The 15,537-nt window shown below is 63.3% G+C and carries 20 protein-coding genes; 8 read left to right on the top strand and 12 right to left on the bottom strand.

Annotated elements, in window-relative coordinates:
• Positions 1-134: 134 nt before the first annotated feature.
• The 3 genes from KUV41_RS12720 to KUV41_RS12730 all read left to right on the top strand — a co-directional run bounded on the left by KUV41_RS12720 (position 135) and on the right by KUV41_RS12730 (position 2,007).
• Entirely contained in the window at positions 135-332 is a 198-nt protein-coding gene (locus KUV41_RS12720) for a hypothetical protein (RefSeq protein ID WP_206940522.1), read from the top strand.
• 234 nt (positions 333-566) lie between these two features.
• The gene (locus KUV41_RS12725) at positions 567-1,310 is read left to right on the top strand and encodes a carbonic anhydrase (protein ID WP_222486435.1); all 744 of its coding nucleotides are present in this window, start codon (positions 567-569) and stop codon (positions 1,308-1,310) included.
• A 175-nt stretch (positions 1,311-1,485) separates the two neighbouring features.
• Positions 1,486-2,007 carry a hypothetical protein gene (locus KUV41_RS12730; RefSeq protein WP_222486436.1) on the top strand — a complete coding sequence of 174 codons (522 nt, stop codon included), beginning with the start codon at positions 1,486-1,488 and terminating at the stop codon, positions 2,005-2,007.
• A 228-nt stretch (positions 2,008-2,235) separates the two neighbouring features.
• Here KUV41_RS12730 and KUV41_RS12735 read toward each other — a convergent pair whose 3' ends face one another.
• Positions 2,236-3,066 carry a Tim44 domain-containing protein gene (locus KUV41_RS12735; RefSeq protein ID WP_222164003.1) on the bottom strand — a complete coding sequence of 277 codons (831 nt, stop codon included), beginning with the start codon at positions 3,064-3,066 and terminating at the stop codon, positions 2,236-2,238.
• Positions 3,067-3,203: 137 nt separating this feature from the next.
• Here KUV41_RS12735 and KUV41_RS12740 point away from each other — a divergent pair, with 137 nt between their 5' ends.
• Positions 3,204-3,785: an isochorismatase family protein gene (locus tag KUV41_RS12740; RefSeq protein ID WP_222164004.1), complete on the top strand. Its 582-nt coding sequence runs from the start codon at positions 3,204-3,206 to the stop codon at positions 3,783-3,785.
• A gap of 203 nt (positions 3,786-3,988) precedes the next feature.
• Here KUV41_RS12740 and yaaA read toward each other — a convergent pair whose 3' ends face one another.
• Positions 3,989-4,765, bottom strand: coding sequence for a peroxide stress protein YaaA (gene yaaA, locus KUV41_RS12745; protein WP_222486437.1), 777 nt, complete (start codon positions 4,763-4,765; stop codon positions 3,989-3,991).
• 205 nt (positions 4,766-4,970) lie between these two features.
• Positions 4,971-6,002 carry an NADP(H)-dependent aldo-keto reductase gene (locus tag KUV41_RS12750; protein WP_206940509.1) on the bottom strand — a complete coding sequence of 344 codons (1,032 nt, stop codon included), beginning with the start codon at positions 6,000-6,002 and terminating at the stop codon, positions 4,971-4,973.
• 248 nt (positions 6,003-6,250) lie between these two features.
• Between KUV41_RS12750 and KUV41_RS12755 the strand changes: the two genes are divergently transcribed.
• Positions 6,251-6,796: a tetratricopeptide repeat protein gene (locus tag KUV41_RS12755; RefSeq protein ID WP_224852123.1), complete on the top strand. Its 546-nt coding sequence runs from the start codon at positions 6,251-6,253 to the stop codon at positions 6,794-6,796.
• A gap of 170 nt (positions 6,797-6,966) precedes the next feature.
• Positions 6,967-7,467, top strand: coding sequence for a hypothetical protein (locus tag KUV41_RS12760; RefSeq protein WP_206940507.1), 501 nt, complete (start codon positions 6,967-6,969; stop codon positions 7,465-7,467).
• 68 nt (positions 7,468-7,535) lie between these two features.
• On the opposite strand, the gene KUV41_RS12765 is transcribed toward KUV41_RS12760, so the two are convergent.
• The 7 genes from KUV41_RS12765 to KUV41_RS12795 all read right to left on the bottom strand — a co-directional run bounded on the left by KUV41_RS12765 (position 7,536) and on the right by KUV41_RS12795 (position 12,054).
• The gene (locus tag KUV41_RS12765; protein ID WP_206940505.1) at positions 7,536-8,504 is read right to left on the bottom strand and encodes an NAD(P)H-quinone oxidoreductase; all 969 of its coding nucleotides are present in this window, start codon (positions 8,502-8,504) and stop codon (positions 7,536-7,538) included.
• 61 nt (positions 8,505-8,565) lie between these two features.
• Positions 8,566-9,123, bottom strand: coding sequence for a TIGR00730 family Rossman fold protein (locus KUV41_RS12770; RefSeq protein WP_206940503.1), 558 nt, complete (start codon positions 9,121-9,123; stop codon positions 8,566-8,568).
• A gap of 66 nt (positions 9,124-9,189) precedes the next feature.
• Positions 9,190-9,711, bottom strand: a complete 522-nt coding sequence (locus KUV41_RS12775; protein ID WP_206940501.1) for a DUF501 domain-containing protein — start codon at positions 9,709-9,711, stop codon at positions 9,190-9,192.
• A complete protein-coding gene (locus KUV41_RS12780; RefSeq protein ID WP_222238883.1) occupies positions 9,695-10,009 on the bottom strand; it encodes a hypothetical protein in 315 nt (104 codons plus the stop codon). Before KUV41_RS12780 ends, KUV41_RS12775 begins: the two co-directional genes overlap by 17 nt.
• A 155-nt stretch (positions 10,010-10,164) precedes the next feature.
• On the bottom strand, positions 10,165-10,632 hold the full coding sequence (gene ybaK / locus KUV41_RS12785; protein WP_222486438.1) for a Cys-tRNA(Pro) deacylase: 468 nt from the start codon (positions 10,630-10,632) through the stop codon (positions 10,165-10,167).
• Between the two features lie 110 nt (positions 10,633-10,742).
• Positions 10,743-11,153: an acyl-CoA thioesterase gene (locus tag KUV41_RS12790; RefSeq protein WP_206940486.1), complete on the bottom strand. Its 411-nt coding sequence runs from the start codon at positions 11,151-11,153 to the stop codon at positions 10,743-10,745.
• Between the two features lie 73 nt (positions 11,154-11,226).
• Complete coding sequence (locus KUV41_RS12795) at positions 11,227-12,054, bottom strand: hypothetical protein (protein WP_222486439.1); 828 nt, start codon at positions 12,052-12,054, stop codon at positions 11,227-11,229.
• A gap of 58 nt (positions 12,055-12,112) precedes the next feature.
• On the opposite strand from KUV41_RS12795, the gene KUV41_RS12800 reads away from it, so the two are divergent.
• Positions 12,113-12,448, top strand: coding sequence for a hypothetical protein (locus KUV41_RS12800; protein ID WP_206940481.1), 336 nt, complete (start codon positions 12,113-12,115; stop codon positions 12,446-12,448).
• A 27-nt stretch (positions 12,449-12,475) separates the two neighbouring features.
• Here the strand turns inward: KUV41_RS12800 and KUV41_RS12805 are convergent, their stop codons facing one another.
• Positions 12,476-12,910, bottom strand: a complete 435-nt coding sequence (locus tag KUV41_RS12805; RefSeq protein ID WP_206940852.1) for a hypothetical protein — start codon at positions 12,908-12,910, stop codon at positions 12,476-12,478.
• Positions 12,911-12,993: 83 nt separating this feature from the next.
• On the opposite strand from KUV41_RS12805, the gene KUV41_RS12810 reads away from it, so the two are divergent.
• Positions 12,994-14,178: a MalY/PatB family protein gene (locus tag KUV41_RS12810; RefSeq protein ID WP_222486440.1), complete on the top strand. Its 1,185-nt coding sequence runs from the start codon at positions 12,994-12,996 to the stop codon at positions 14,176-14,178.
• Between the two features lie 136 nt (positions 14,179-14,314).
• On the opposite strand, the gene KUV41_RS12815 is transcribed toward KUV41_RS12810, so the two are convergent.
• Complete coding sequence (locus KUV41_RS12815; RefSeq protein ID WP_206940471.1) at positions 14,315-15,259, bottom strand: thioredoxin family protein; 945 nt, start codon at positions 15,257-15,259, stop codon at positions 14,315-14,317.
• Positions 15,260-15,537 lie beyond the last annotated feature (278 nt).

Here is a 15,537-nt window from a genome sequence, read left to right on the forward strand (position 1 = left end):
GAAGCCACGCAGTGTCAGTTTTACTTAGCTCTCGAGCAACTGCTCCGCCGGTGGGGCGCTCGCCCCCTAGCCAGTGTCACATTGGCGCGCTAGGGTGGTAGTGAACTTCGACCAATGTTGTACAAGGAGATGTCATGAAGAACAGCATGATGCGTCGTTTTGGTATGGCTTTCGTGATCGCCATGATGGCCGGTGGCCTGGCAGCCTGCGAAGAGGAAGGACCCGCGGAGCAGGCCGGTGAAGAGATGGATCAGGCGGTGGAAGATGCCGGCGAATCCATGGAAGAGATGGGCGAGGAGATGGAAGAGTCTGCCGAGGACGCGACCAACTAAGCCTGTCGATACATCGTTTTAGGTAAGAGTCTTGTCTCAGGCGAGCCGGTATTGATGCCAGTGTTCGCCGACCATCCGGCCGAGGTGGTGATCGATTGAGCAGTCTTTGCTTTATCGATATACAGCCACCGCTGATATGCCAATCGGTCGCGTGAGACCTTCAACGATCAGTAGGATAAAGAGCCTGCCCCATGGGGCAGGCTCTTTTCTTTTTGTTGGACAAGGATGACGAAAATGACTCTGTTGAAGGTCACCAGCTTTCTTAGCTGCGCACTTTTCACCTGCAGCGCGCTGGCAGCCACCGAAGCGCCTCACTGGTCCTACCAGGGTGAGACCGGACCGGCTCATTGGGCGGAACTCAGTGACAGTTACGAGATGTGCGGGCTGGGCCATAACCAATCGCCGGTGGATATCGCCTATGGTGTTGATGCGGCGCTGGCACCGCTTGAGCTCTCCTATGGCCAGCCAGGGGCTGCGGTGGTCAACAATGGCCACACGGTTCAGGTGGCCTCTTCTCAGGACAATACCCTGACGCTGGATGGTGACGTCTATACCTTGTTGCAGATGCATTTCCATGCTCCGTCTGAGCACACGGTGGATGGACGCCAGTTCCCGCTGGAGGCGCACCTGGTACATGCCAACAAGGAGGGAGATCTGGCAGTCGTGTCCGTGATGTTCGAAGAAGGTGAGCAAAATGCCGTGTTTGACGGGCTTGTGGCGAGTTTGCCCAGTAGTGCCGGAGATACGGCGGAAATAGATGGCGGCATTGACTTCGCCCAGGTGCTACCGGAAGACCAGGAATATTTTCGTCTGAATGGTTCGCTGACCACCCCTCCTTGTACCGAAGGTGTTCGCTGGTTGGTGATGAAAGCGCCGCAGTCGCTGTCCTCTGACCAGATGACTGCCTTTGCTCAGGCCATCGGCGATGACAACAACCGCCCGATTCAGCCGCGCAATGCGCGGGTCGTGATCGAGTAACCTGAGGGTTGGCGGGTGCATGCTGGCATGTGCCCGCCTGTCGCTGCAGTGGCGTCGTTTCCTTGGAAACTGCACGGTCTTTGCGGAATACGCGCAAGGAGAGGGCTAGCCAAGACGCGCCCAGGCTTCTAATGTAAATGGGGAGTTCATACTCATCATTCCCTGGAGGTGTTACATGAAGCAAGGAACGTTTCGTCGCCTGGCCCTGGCTGCTGCTATTTCATCGTTGATGTTGGTCATGGCCGGTTGCGAGGATGATGCAGCCGAGGAAGCCGGCGCCAAGGTGGATGACACTCGCGAAGCCGTCGAGGAGCAGGCGCAGGAGCTTGCAGCGGATGCCGAGCAGGCCATGGATGAGGCCGCAGAGGGCATGGCGGAAACCGCTGACGACGCGGAACAGGCCATGGATAACGCCGCCGCCGAAGCCGAGCAGGAAGCCGACGAGGCCGCCGCCAGCATGGCGGAAACCGCTGACGACGCGGAACAGGCCATGGATAACGCCGCCGCCGAGGCCGAGCAGGAAGCCGACGAGGCCGCTGCCAGCATGGCTGACGCTGCTGACGATGCGGATCAGGCCATGGATGAGGCTGCCGCAGAGGCCGAGCAAGAGGCCGACCAGATGGCGGACAGCGCCGGTGAGACGGTCGAAGAGGCCGGCGATGAAGTTGAGCAGGCCACCGACAAGGCCGCGCAGTAATCTGTCTGACGCCGCTGCGCTGTCGCCTGGGGCCCTGTCTCGGCTAGGCACCAAGTGCCGACTCACGCCGCCAGCCTTCAGCTGAATAGTGCGGAGTTGCTCGAACCGCTCTATCGTTCACGCGGCAAATGAAGAAAAAGGGGCCGAGATCCTAGGATCTCGGCCCCTTTTGCGTTCGCTGCCGATAAGCGTCGACCGCTTGCCGGCAGCGGGTAGCACAGACTGCCGTCAGGCGTTTTGTTCGATGCCCTGCACGTACCAGGGGGCATCGTCACGCATTTCGCGCACCAGGTGCCAGGTTTCGTTGAACTCTGTTTCGGTGCCGTTTTCGTTGAGCACTCCATGGAACAGCACGCGGGCTTCGGCCTGGGTGCCCAGTTCCTGCACCCCACCGAGTTCCGCAAACAGACGCACGATCTCGGTCTGGTTGTTGGCCGGCTCGCTGGCGCGCTGCTCGCGCAGCAGGTTGTAGAGCTCCGGTGTCACGTACTCCTGGATGCGCGGGAGGTCGTTGTTGTCCCAGGCCCGCTGCAGGGTCATGAAGTGCTCCTTGGCACCACCGAGGAAGCGCTCACGGTCGAACCACTCTGGGTCGCCCTGAGGACCGCCGAAGGCGGCACCGGAAGTACCGGAGCTGCCGGGCATCTGGAACGGAGAAGAGGGGGCCTGCTCGCGCTGCATGCCATGTCCGCCACCTCCGGCCGATGCCGTTGCCGAACGACGCCGGGCCAGCAACTTGAACGCCAGGAAGGCGAGGCCCGCCATCAGCAGGATATCGACCATGCCAAGCCCATCGAAGGCACCGCCGAAGAACAGTGCGCCGAGCAGGCTGCCGGCCAGCAGGCCGCCTAGCATGCCTCCCATCAGGCCGCTCTTCTTGCCCGCGGTGGGTGCCGCGTTCGGACGCGCCGTGTTTTGCGTCTGGGTGGCGCTGGGGCTGGCCTGACGCGAGAAGGAGCCGACACTCTTGCCGCCGCCCAGGCGACGGGCATCGGCGCTGTCGACGGCGAGGCCGAAGCCCATCACGCCGACAAGAATCATCACGAGAAGGTGACGCATCTAGACATCTCCATAATTCGGCCTGCGTTGGCCTGTCTTTACCGGTGTCCCTGGTGGTCACCGGTGAGTCGCTCGTCCATTCTAGCGATAACGAGCGTCGCGGGAAGCCGTGTACAACGAAAAGGCGAGGAGAGAGTATGCTGATCGAGCGTAGCGATAGTCTACTGTTGGTGGTCGACGTACAGACGGCCTTGATGCCGGTGGTGGCGAGGGGGGACCAGGCGATCACCGAAATTGGCTGGCTGGCAGCCGTGGCGGAGCGCCTGGAGGTTCCGGTGTGGGTGACCGAGCAATACCCCCAGGGCCTGGGGACGACGGAGCCGCGCCTGACGTGCGCCCTGCCACAGAGCGCGCGCTGGTTTACCAAGAGTCACTTCAACGCCTGTCGAGAACGCGAGGTGGCGCAAGCCCTTGAGGCGGCAACGCCGCGTCAGGTGGTGATCGCCGGAGCCGAGGCCCATATCTGTGTGCTGCAAACGGCGCTCGGACTGTTGAAGCAGGGGGTCGAGGTATTCTGGCTGGTCGAGGGTTGCGTCAGCCGGCGCGGGGAGGAGGCGAGACTTGCCGGCGAGCGGGCCCGTCAGGCCGGCGCCCACTTGGTCAGCGCTGACATGGTCGCCTACGAGTGGCTCGAGCGCTGCGATGACCAGGCCTTTCGTGAGGTGCATCGTGAATTGCTGCGACCCAGGGCGTCGCGGCCGCTGCGACTCGGGACCTGAGGATCCGGAGCTGAGGACCTTGAACCGAGGATGGTGACTAGAGTCTCTTGAAGACAGGGCTTTGAAGACAGGGCTTTAAAGACAGTGCCTTGGTAGAGAGGGGGCGGAAAACAGCCCCTGAAACTGGGCCCTTAAAAAAAGATCCGGTAAGCCCTCCCGGAAGAGGGCTTGTCATGCCGGGCCCCGGCGCTTCGGCCGCTGCCTCAGGCGGGGGTGTCGCGGGTGAACACCAGGGTGTTGCCCTCGGATTCGGCGGCGCTGAAACGGTAGCCGGCCACGTTGAAGTCCTTGAGGCCTTCCTTGTTATCCAGGCGCTGCTGAATCATCCAGGCGGCCATCAAGCCACGTGCCTTCTTGGCATAGAAGCTGATGATCTTGTACCGATCGTTTTTCCAGTCCTTGAACACCGGTGTGACCACGTCTGCGTTGAGGCTCTTGGCGTCGATGGCCTTGAAGTACTCGTTGGAGGCCAGGTTGACCAGCACCGGGGAGCCACTGCGCGTGACTGCGGCATCCAGCTCGGCGGTCAGCAGCGGCTTCCAGAACGCATAGAGGTCCTTGCCGCGCTCGTTGGCAAGCCGAGTGCCCATTTCCAGTCGATAGGGCTGAATCAGGTCGAGCGGGCGCAACAGGCCATAGAGACCAGACAGAATCCGCAGATGCTCCTGAGCGAAGGCATTGTCGTCATCGCTGAAGGTGTCTGCCTGCAAGCCGACATAAACGTCGCCCTGAAAGGCTTGGGCCGCGACCTTGGCGTTGTCCGGTGTGAAGGGTGTCTGCCACTGACCAAAGCGCGCTGCATTGAGGCCAGCGATCTTGTCACTGACTCCCATCAGCTCCGAGATCCTGGCCGGGCTGTAGTCCCGCAGGATGTCGATCAATTCGCGAGAATGCTCGAGATAGTCGGGCTCCGTCCAGGTGGCAGTGGTGGCCGGGGTCTCGAAATCCAGCGTTTTGGCAGGTGAGATCACGCTCAGCATGGGCGGGCTCCTGGGGTCGTTATAGGCCGTCAATCAAAGAGGGGTAGTGTATCAAGCCCCGGCGAAGGCCGGGGCTATGATGCAGATAAGGCCAGAGTATCAGGCTAGCTGGCTCACGCCCTTATGCCTGGGACGTCATGGCAAGGGCGTGCGCCAATGGTGTGTCGAAGGAAAGTCGCAGCTCACGACAAAGCCTAGGCCTTGATTAGGGGCTAGGGTTCGGGATCCGCTGGTGGATCGCCTCGATGCCCTCCAGCACTTCTTCCGACAGTGTCAGTGCCTCCGAGGCCAGGTTGCTCTCCAGCTGATCCATGGTGGTGGCGCCGATGATGTTGCTGGTCAGGAAGGAGCGGGAGTTGACGTAGGCCAGTGCCATCTGGCCCGGGTCGAGGCCGTGCTCGCGTGCCAGCGCCACGTAGGCTTCGGTGGCGGCCGTGGCCTGTTCGGAGCTGTAGCGGCTGAAACGGTCCCACAGCGTCAGGCGTGCGCCCTCTGGGCGAGCGCCGTTCAAGTACTTGCCCGTCAGCACGCCGAAGGCCAAGGGAGAGTAGGCCAGCAGGCCCACCTGCTCGCGCTGGGCAATCTCCGCCAGCCCGACTTCGAAGGTGCGGTTGAGCAGGCTGTAGGGGTTCTGGATCGATGCCACCCTGGGTACGCCGAGAGTGTCAGCCAGCTTAAGACAGCGCATCACCCCCCAGGGCGTCTCGTTGGACACGCCAATGGCACGTACCTTGCCCGCGTCGACCAGTTCTTTCAGGGCCGACAGCGTTTCCTCTAAAGCGGTGGCCTGCTCGTCCTCGTCGTGGGTGTATCCCAGGCGGCCGAAGAAGTTGGTGGAGCGATCAGGCCAGTGCAGCTGGTAGAGATCGACGTAGTCCGTGTTCAGCCGCGACAGGCTGCCATCGATCGCCTCGTGCAGGTGCTGGCGGTCCAGGCGAGGGCCGCCGCGGATATGGCTGATACCGGGGCCTGCGGCCTTGGTGGCAATCACCACGTCATCGCGGCTCTGGCGGCCCTTCAACCAGGAGCCGATGTAGGACTCGGTCAGCCCCTGGGTCTCGGCCTTGGGTGGCACCGGGTACATCTCGGCGGCGTCGATGAAATTGACCCCAAAGGCCACGGCTCGGTCGAGCTGGGCGTGGGCTTCTGCTTCCGTGTTCTGTTCGCCGAAGGTCATGGTGCCAAGACAAATGCGGCTGACGTCGATACCGGTAGTGCCGAGAGGGCGGGTCTGCATGGGAGCTCCTTGTGTCGGTGCGTGCACAATGGCACGACCGAACGGTGAATGCTGCATAGCACCGAAATGTTACCTTTGCCCGATATACGTCGCCACCCTCAGGGGTTGAGTCCTCTTCGGGCCAGGCGTATGCTTGCCAACCCGTTGCCCCGGAGGAGTCCGTGGCACCGCAGATTGAACCAGAAGAGCGCCCGTGACACAGGAGGTGTCCGGTCCGACTTCCACGCTTTGGATTCAAGGTTGTTGCCATGCAGCAGGCATCGTCACTGAAGACGCGGCTCGAGTATCGTCTGGCCCAGCAGTTGTTTCATACCCGCTGGCTGCCCCGCTCGCCGCGAACCCAGAGGCTGACCATGCGTCTGTTTCAGCGTTGTGCGGACGCCGGTCATCCGGCGGCTCTATCCCTTTATGGGCACATGCTGTTTCACCGGTCACGGGCTCCCCAAGACAAGGCACGTGGCGCCCGCTACGTGCTTCAGGCCGCTCACGGCGGAGACGCTCGCGCCCAGTATCAGGCCGGGCAAATCCATGAGAATGGGTGCGCCCTGTATCCCGCCCGTCACGACCATGCCGTCACCTGGTACGCCAGAGCCGGCGAGGCCGGTCATGCGCTGGCCGCCGCGCGTCTTGAGCGGGCCTACCGCCATGGAGAGCTGTCGCTGCCCGTTGATCGGGAGCGCGCTGACTACTGGGCATCCTTGGCCCGTCCCGGCCAGGCGCCGGCGACAAGCGACGGTGGAGACGATGTCGCTACCGCTTCGCTGGACAAAGCAGAAGGCCAGCAGCGACACTAGGGTGATCTAGCGCGACCACGGGTTGCGCGCGGGTCCCGGTAAGGCCGATGCGAGCGGCGGTTCAGGCTACCCTGACCGCCGCTGACAGTTTGGGCGTCGGGAAGGGTTTTCGTTGTCGGATAACGTCGAGTCGGCGTTTCGGCCGGCAGTCACTTCGAGGTTCTCAGCCTGTGGCGTTACCGACTCTGCTCGATATCGAGGCGTCTGGTTTCGGGCGCGGTAGTTATCCCATCGAGGTTGGGCTGGCCCGCCCTGATGGCAGTTGCTGTGCCTTTCTCATTCAGCCGCTTGATGAGTGGACCCATTGGGATCCCAAGGCCGAGCTGTTGCATGGCATCTCCCGCGCACGCTTGCAGCGGGAAGGCTACCCCGTGCGGCACGTGGCGCGCTGGCTGAATGATGAGCTGCATCAGGTGGGTATCGCCTATAGCGACAGCTGGGGCTATGACAACACCTGGCTGTCACTCCTCTTTCATCATGCCGGAATGATCCCCGCTTTCCGTCTGGAAGCCTTGAGGCGTTTGCTGGACGAGGCCCAGATGGCCATGTGGAGCGACGTCAAGGAAGCGATGATTGCCGAGCAGGGTATTCAGCGTCACCGAGCCGGTGACGACGCCAAGCTGCTGCAGATGACCTTTGCACGGACCCAGGCGCTCAGTGCGCGACGCTGAGCGCTGGCGTCAGTCAGACAACTTGTCCACAGTGGCCAGTCAGTGACTGTCTGTGGACAAGTCGTGTTTCAGAGCTCGGCCACCTGGAGCAGCACCTTGCCGGTGTTGGCGTTGGCGTCGACGTGGCGATGGGCGGCCTCGACTTCCTGAATGGGCCATTGGGCATCAATCTGCGGTGTCAGATCCCCGCGCTCTATCCTGGGCCATACGTGGCGTGCCAGCTGATCCAGTATCTTGCCTTTGGCCTGGGGGGATTTGGCGCGCAGGGTGGAGCCGATCAGGCGCTGGCGTTTCATCAGCATTCGCCCTAGATCCAGCTCGGCGTGGCGCCCTCCCATCAGGCCGATGAGCACCAGTCGGCCATCGGCGGCGAGCACGCGCTGGTTGTCTGCCAGATAGCTCGCGCCTACTGGGTCGAGAATCACATTGATCTCGCCAAACGCCTTCACCGCTTCGACAAAACTTCCGTGATGACGATTGACCCCGGACTTGGCGCCCAACGCGAGGCAGTGCGCCAGCTTGTCGTCGCTGCCCACGGTGACAAAGCAGGGGTGGTCGAACTCTCGGCATAGCTGAATGGCGGCAGTACCGACGCCGCTGGCGGCCGCGTGGATCAGCACGCGCTCTCCCGGCTCCAGCGCCCCCTCCATGAATAGGTTCAGCCAGGCGGTGGCATAGACCTCCGGCAAGGCAGCGGCCTCGCGCAGGTCCACACCGGCCGGAACGGGCAGGACCTGGCGCTCGTCGACGCACACGCGCTCGGCATAGCCACCGCCGGCCAGCAGGGCACATACGGGCTGTCCACGTCTGAGCTGCTCGACGTCGGGACCGACGGCTGCCACGCGGCCACTGACTTCCAGCCCCAGCACGCTGGAGGCCCCCTCCGGGGGAGGATAGTGCCCGGCGCGTTGCATCAGGTCGGCGCGGTTGACGCCGGCCCAGGCCACCTCGATATGCACCTCTCGACCCTGCGGTGGAGCGAGATCCTGGCTGCGTTGCCACCGTAGCTGGTCGCCGTCTGGTTGAATGGCGTACATGTGACATCCTCCTTGTCGGTGTTCAGTGGTGGCGCAAGGCGCCGAGCCGACGGCTCCGCGGTCAGCCCGGCAGATGGGCCAGCCGTTGCTCCAGTCGGTCCAGTAACTCGTCCGGGGTAGCGGCCGTGACCAGCGTCTGCAAGGTACGGGCGTCCAGGAAGCCCTGGGCAACGCCGGCTTCCAGAAAGTCCAGCAGCGGACGGTAGAACTGGCAGCTATCCAGGATGCCGATCGGTTTGGCGTGCAGTCCCAGGTAGTGCCAGGTCCAGGTCTCGAAGAATTCTTCCAGCGTGCCGATGCCACCAGGCAGCATGACGAAGGCGTCGGCACTGGCTGCCATCTGAGCCTTGCGCTCGTGCATGTCGGCGACCCTGATCAGCTCGCTGAGACCCGTGTGGGCCAACTCTCGATCCACCAGGTGATGGGGCATGACGCCAACGACCTGGCCACCGGCGTCCAGCGCTGCATTCGCCAGCGCCCCCATCAGGCCGACGCTGGCGCCCCCGTAGACGAGTCCATGTCCGCGCTCGGCCAGGCGACGGCCAAACACGCGTGTGTCGTCGATAAAGCGTGGATCCTCTCCCTGGCGCGAGCCGAGATAGACGCAGATCTGGGCCATTTGAGGCCTCCCTGAGGTAATGATGGGGTCGCGAGGAAGGCCCGAGATGAGGCACGGGCCAGGGGATTACGGCAGCAGGTCGATGATGCCGTAGTGCTCGTCGACCCATTGTCCGATCACATTGTGGCCGCACAGGTGGTGGGCGTACTGCGTGTGCAGGCAGCGAACCTGGTCGTGGTTGGCGATGCCGCCGATTCCTCGCTCGCGCAGTACCCGGTCATAGCCCAGGCGCTCGACCTCGGCGCGCTGGGCGTCGCTCATCAGCGCCCAGCGGGTGTCGATGTAGTCCTGGTGGCTGGCGTGATAGGCCGCGCGAAATTCCTCGTCTTCCTGCAGGCGCGCTTCCAGCGACTTGATCACGCCGGCGGCTTCGATTCTCGACAGCTCGACCTTGAGCAGGTCGGAGCTCAGCCAGAACAGGGTCGGGAAGGGCTTGCCATCGACGATGGGAGCCATGCGCAGGACCAGAGGAGTGCCTTTGCCGTCGGTGGCCGCCAGGGCCTCGATGCCGCGAGGCTCGCGTCCCAGCTGCTCGGCGATGATGGCCATCTGGGCAGCGTCGGGGGTCGTGTCAGGATGGATCACCATCGGGGTTGTCTCTTACAAATTTGGTGGAGCGGCCCACGGCACGGAAGAACGCGCGATTGAGCTGTTCCGGGGTGGGTACATAGGCATGTTCGCGCTCGAGGTACTCGCTGCCTCGTGCGATCAGAACGTCGTAGAGTCGATTGAAGGGCGCATCATAGTCGTAGGGATCAGCACCGAACAAGCGGATGTGCGGGTAGTCCGCGAAGCGCTCGAGGAAGAAAGTCTCGAGGCTGGCCTCAGCCGCGCGGTGGCGCACCTTATCGTCCGGATCGAGCCAGAGGGTATAGCGGATCGCCATGCAGTGCATCCTTGTTGACGTTGCGCCAACCTAGCATTTTTTGCGCCTTAGACCCAGCGTATCAGGACCGCCGCCAACGCCTGGCCGCCGCGCCAGACCCCGTGGCTGCGGGTAGCGCACCAGTGGCTGCGGACTAGCGCACTAGTGGCAATGGACTAGCGCAAGAGCGGAGCCACGGTTGCCCGCGTCAACACCACCAAGTCCTCCGGGGCCAGGCAGATTTCAAGGCCCCTACGTCCTCCGCTGACGTGCATCTGGGGCAGCCTCTGGCAGCTGTCGTCGATGAAGGTAGCCAGGCGCTTCTTCTGCCCAAGGGGACTGATTCCCCCGACGATATAGCCCGTGGCGCGCTCGGCGTCGGCGGGGTCAGCCATGCTGGCCTTGCGGGCGCCCGCCGCGCGGGCCAGCGCCTTGAGGTCGAGCTTGGCAGAGACCGGGACGATGGCCACTACCAGTCGATGGCCGTCCAGGTTCGCCAGCAAGGTCTTGAACACACTCTTGGCGTCTAGCCCAAGCTGTTCGGCGGCCTCTTCGCCGTAAGCCGCCGAGCGGGCATCGTGTTCATAGCTCAGTACGCTGAAGTTGACCTTGGCCCTTTCCAGGGCCTTGATGGCGGGGGTCATGGCGATGAAGGTTCCTTGGGGTGGGGCAGGCAGGCCATTATCCGCGAGGCCGGGCGAACGGCCAACCGTACCCTTATCGGATGATCTGGCCTGCCATCGGGGCAACGTGCTCAGGCTTCGGTCATTTCCGCCTCGTGCAGGTGTTCCATCAGCGCCTCACGCAGCGCGCCGGTAATTGGTACCGACGCCTTGGTGTGATGGTCGAAATGCACCAGCACGGTATGGCCGATGTTGGTCATGACCCCTTGCTGGTGCGCTTCCTGAGTCACGGTAAAGGAACTCTTGCCGAGTCGCGACAGATAGGTGCGGATCTCGATGTCGTGACCGTAATGAAGCTCAGCCCGGTAGTCGATCTCCATGCGCGCCATGATCAGCCGCCACTTGGCGGGATCCAGGTCTGGAGTGAACAGCCGGAACAGCTCGTTGCGGGCCAGCTCGAACCAGGCCGGCAGGCGTGTGTTGTTAATGTGGCCGAGGGCATCAGTGTCGTAGAAAGCGGGCTCGATGGTGCGGGTCAGCATGGACATTCTCACGTGCAGGAAGGTGTGCTTCAGGATTGACCCAAGCAAGCGCTAGGTCAAGCCTGCTTCCAGGTCACGACGCGCGCTGCTGGCGCCGCCGATGGCGGCGAGTCGCCCACCATTGCTGCAGTCGCATCCAGCCCAGCAGCCACAGCGTGGCGGCGACGAAGCCCAGCAGCGTGCCCTGCCAAAGTCCCATCGTCGCGTAGGTCAGCGATACCACCAGGGCATAGCACAGCAGTGAGCCAAGACCGGCAGGGTAGTGCTTGATGACCGTGGCCACTGGAGCGGTACCCTGGGTCAGGTGCAGAATCACCAGAAAGGGGTACATGGTCACCGGGAAGGCGGCCATGACCCCGGCCCAGGCGCTGGGAACGGCGTGGGCAAGACCGGTGATCAGGAAAATGATGGCGGCAGCGAGCCCAGCCCTTAGTGCCAAGGCAGGCCAGGAAAAGCCACCCTTGGGACTGGCCTTGATGTCCGGGACCGCGCGATAGAGCCAAGTGAATAGCGCAATGGCGACGAGGGTGATCAGGGTTCCGCTGATGCGATTGAGGTCGAGCTGGGTCAACAGACTGCTGGCGGCCAGCCAGGCAACGAGCCCTCCCGCAGTGCCCGTCAGGACTCCTTTGAGGCCATCCCCACGGGCCGCGAGCAGGTAGCCGCCGCCCAGCGCCAGGGTGGCCGTGAAGCCTGCCAGGGTATGCACGGCGCTATCAGCGGCAAACTGGGGGGAAAGCTCCAGCCCGATAAAGAACAGGGCGATGGCCGTGCCCAGGGGATAGCCGGAGAGCAGTCCAGCGACGCGAGTGCTGACTCTTTCGGCGATGACTGACAGGCCGAGCACGACGCCGATGGAAATGAGCAGCTTGGCCAGCTGCCAATGGAAGGGAACGTCCATAAGAAAAATGCGATCCTTAAGCTATCGTTAAAGCATGATGCCGATCCGGGAGGTCGACATGACAGAGCTGTCGCCGCCGCCGCGCCCCGAATGTTGCGAGCTGTGTGAGCGAGCCGCGCCCTTGACCAAGCACCATTTGATCCCGAGGTCACTACACGGCAAGGCGCGCTATCGACGGCGGCACGACCGCGTCGAGCGACTGACGGCCATCCTGTGGGTATGTCATGGTTGCCATCGCCACTTGCATGCGGTGCTCAGCGAGAGGGAACTGGCGGACCATTATCGCAGTCGAGACGCGCTGCTGGCACACCCTGATATTCGTTCCTTCGTCGAATGGCTGGCGACCAAGCCCGCTGGATTTCGGCCGAAGCGACCGACCCGGCGGCGGCAATGATCTGGTCGCGACGGCGACGCGGCGGGGTTATACCAGGCGCAATCCCTGACGGTCCGTCCAGGCTGCTGTCAGGGCCGGTGCCAGGGATTCCCGGAGGTGCTCCGGCAACGCATCCAGGGCCTGGTCGCGGCTGGTGAATTCACGATTGCGCAGCCAGCAGTAAGCCCATGCGCAGGCCTCGTCTTCATCTCCTGGCGTCGGGCGAGCGGGCATCTGGACCAGCAGGAACAGCGCGGTGCGCACCGCCCAGTGAGGGGGAAGGTCCTCGTCCTGGCGGTCTGCCCACAGAGCAAGCGTCGCGCCGTCGGGAGTTTCGCCCGGCTCGCCGAGTCCCGCCACCCTGGCCGTTTCAGCCAGGATCAATGCCAGTCGATCGGGATCACCGCGACCCAAGGCCAGCCATTGGCCAATCAGCGCCGGCATTCCGCGACACACCTTGGCGAAGAATCCGTGATGCGGCATGGTGCTTGTCATGGAAAATGCGTCCTTCAAATACTTGGCCAGGGTAACCTGGTAATCGAACAGCCATCGTCAGGGAGATGACCATGAACTTCGATTTTGCCACGCCGATTGATCGACGGCAGCCCCGGGATGCCGATCAGTGCCCGCCGTGGCCGTCACAGAAGTGGCATCGCTACGCCGATGACGTGCTGCCGCTGTGGGTGGCCGATATGGACTTTCGTTCACCCCCTGCGGTGATTGATGCCCTGTCAGAGCGCGTCGGTCACGGGGTCTACGGCTACGGCAAGGTGCCAGAAAGCCTCGAGCAGGCGCTGGTCGACTGGAGTCGCGAGCACTACGGCTGGGAAATCTCCCCCCGCTGGCAGCACTGGTTGCCGGGGGTGGTGCCTGCCCTTCATCTGGCGAGCTTGGCATTTACCGAGCCAGGCGATGGGGTGCTGACGATTACCCCGATCTATCCTCCTTTCCTGCAGGTGGCCGAACGAACCGGTCGCCTGGCGCAGCAGGCCGAGATGACGCCGCCGGGGTCACCAGGAGAGTCCTGGACGCTGGACCTGGATGCCATCGAGGAGGCCATCACCGAGCGCACACGACTGCTGTTATGGTGCCATCCCCATAACCCCACCGGGCGCCAGTGGCGACGGGACGAGCTCGAAGGCCTAGCAGCGCTGGTCGAGCGCCATCAACTGATCGTGGTGTCCGACGAGCTGCATTGCGATCTGCTGCTTGAAGACGGGGCGCGACACGAGCCACTGGCGGCCGCACTGCCGCAGCTTGCCGAGCGCACCGTGACGCTGTGGGCACCGTCCAAGACCTTCAATCTGGCGGGACTCACCGCTGCCTGCGCGGTGATACCCGATGGGCGATTGAGGCAGCGTTTTCGTGACCGGGCAAAAGGGCTGATGCCGGACGCCAATGTGTTGGGACTGGTAGCGGCAGAGGCCGCCTATCGTCACGGCGAGCCCTGGCGCCAGGCGCTGCTGGAAGTGCTTCGAGAAAATCGCCAGCAATTGGCCGAGCATGTGGCCGACTGGCCGGGTGTGGTCTGTGCGGCTCCGGAATCTACCTATCTGGCGTGGCTGGACCTGCGGAAGTCGGCGCTGTCGGGCCAGGAGTCACCCGCCAAGGTGCTGCTCGAACGCGCTGGCGTGGCGTTGTCTGACGGGGCCGACTTTGGCTGGCCGGGCTTTGTCAGGCTCAACTTTGGTACCACCGCCGCCCAGCTGGGTGAAGCCTTGGCGCGGATGGATCGTGTGCTCGCTGGCTGACCATGTCGGCAGCCGTGCACCCGCTGGCTGACCATGTCGGCAGCCGTGCACCCGCTAAATGCCAGCAGGGCCCATCAAGGGCCCTGCTGGTGGTTGCTGGCAGACGCTGCCGGGTGAGGGGGGTGGTATTCAGCCTTCAGTACAGCAGGGCGAACAGCTTGCGCCGGTAGCTGACGGTCAGCGGATGGTCTGCCCCCAGGGCGTCAAACACCCGTAGCAGGGTCTTGCGAGCCAGGTCATCGCCGTATCCACGATCACGCTTCATGACCGTGAGCAGTCCTTCCAAGCCGTTCTCATAGTCACCGTCGGCGACCTGGCGCAGGGCCCTCTGGTAATGGGCTTCACTGTCATCGCGCCCTTCCAGAGACGCGAGTGTGGCCGCATCGGGGGCTTCCTCGCTGAACTCGATGCTGGCACGAACGCCTCGGGCTTCGGGGCCGTCGCGATCCTCTGGCGCTAGGGCGTCGAGCAGCTGGCGTGCCTCGTCATTGCTGCCCTCTGCGACCAGAACCTTGGCCAGCTGGATACGATAGGCCACGTGGTCAGGATATTGCTCGCTCAGCTCCTGGTAGATGCCGCGCGCCGTCGCGGTATCGCCGGACGCCAGGGCCTGCTCTGCCTGTTCCTCGGGACTTGCGGGGGCATCTTCAGGAGCCGGAAAGTAGCGTGCGAGCCACTCGCGGATGTCCTTTTCAGGCAGCGCACCCTGGAAGTGGTCGACCAGGCCGCCCTGGCTGATCAACTTGACGTCGGGTACCGAGCGCACGCCCAGCTGGCCTGCGATGTCCTGGTTGTCGTCGATGTTGAGCTTGGCCAACAGAAAGGTGCCGCGATACTCGCGCGTCAGCTTTTCCAGCACCGGCATCAGGTTCTTGCAGGGTTCGCACCAGGGGGCCCAGCAGTCGAGGAGGATCGGCACGCGCATGGACAGTTCCAGCACCTGCTGAATATTGCTGCGATCAACGTCGAAGATCAGATCGCTGTCGGCCGGCCCTTGGGTAGCGGCCTCTGCTTGGCCAGCGCTGTGCTGGGCGGGTTCGGTGCTCAACGGCTCGCCGGTGCGCGGGTCGACGATTGGCATGGGGACGCAACCTTGTCTGATAAGTGGATAGAGCTAAGAGATGCGGTCGCTGGTCGCCGACTTCAAGGCCTGTCGCAAGGCCGTTGATGAGCGCTATGCGACTAAAGATGGAGGTCAAATGGGACTTAGTCTTCTGCTAAATAGGCCCATGTTTCGCGTGGGGCGGCATAACACTCGCAGCCGAGTGAACGTGCGTGTCGAAGGATGGGGCTGTGCCGGCCCGGGGTCCGATCAGCAAGGCGTCGAGATAGCAGTGGCGCACAAGAAAACGGGGCAAT

The sequence above is a fragment of the Halomonas sp. DP8Y7-1 genome (genome assembly GCF_019801685.1).
Taxonomy (GTDB): domain Bacteria; phylum Pseudomonadota; class Gammaproteobacteria; order Pseudomonadales; family Halomonadaceae; genus Halomonas; species Halomonas litopenaei_A.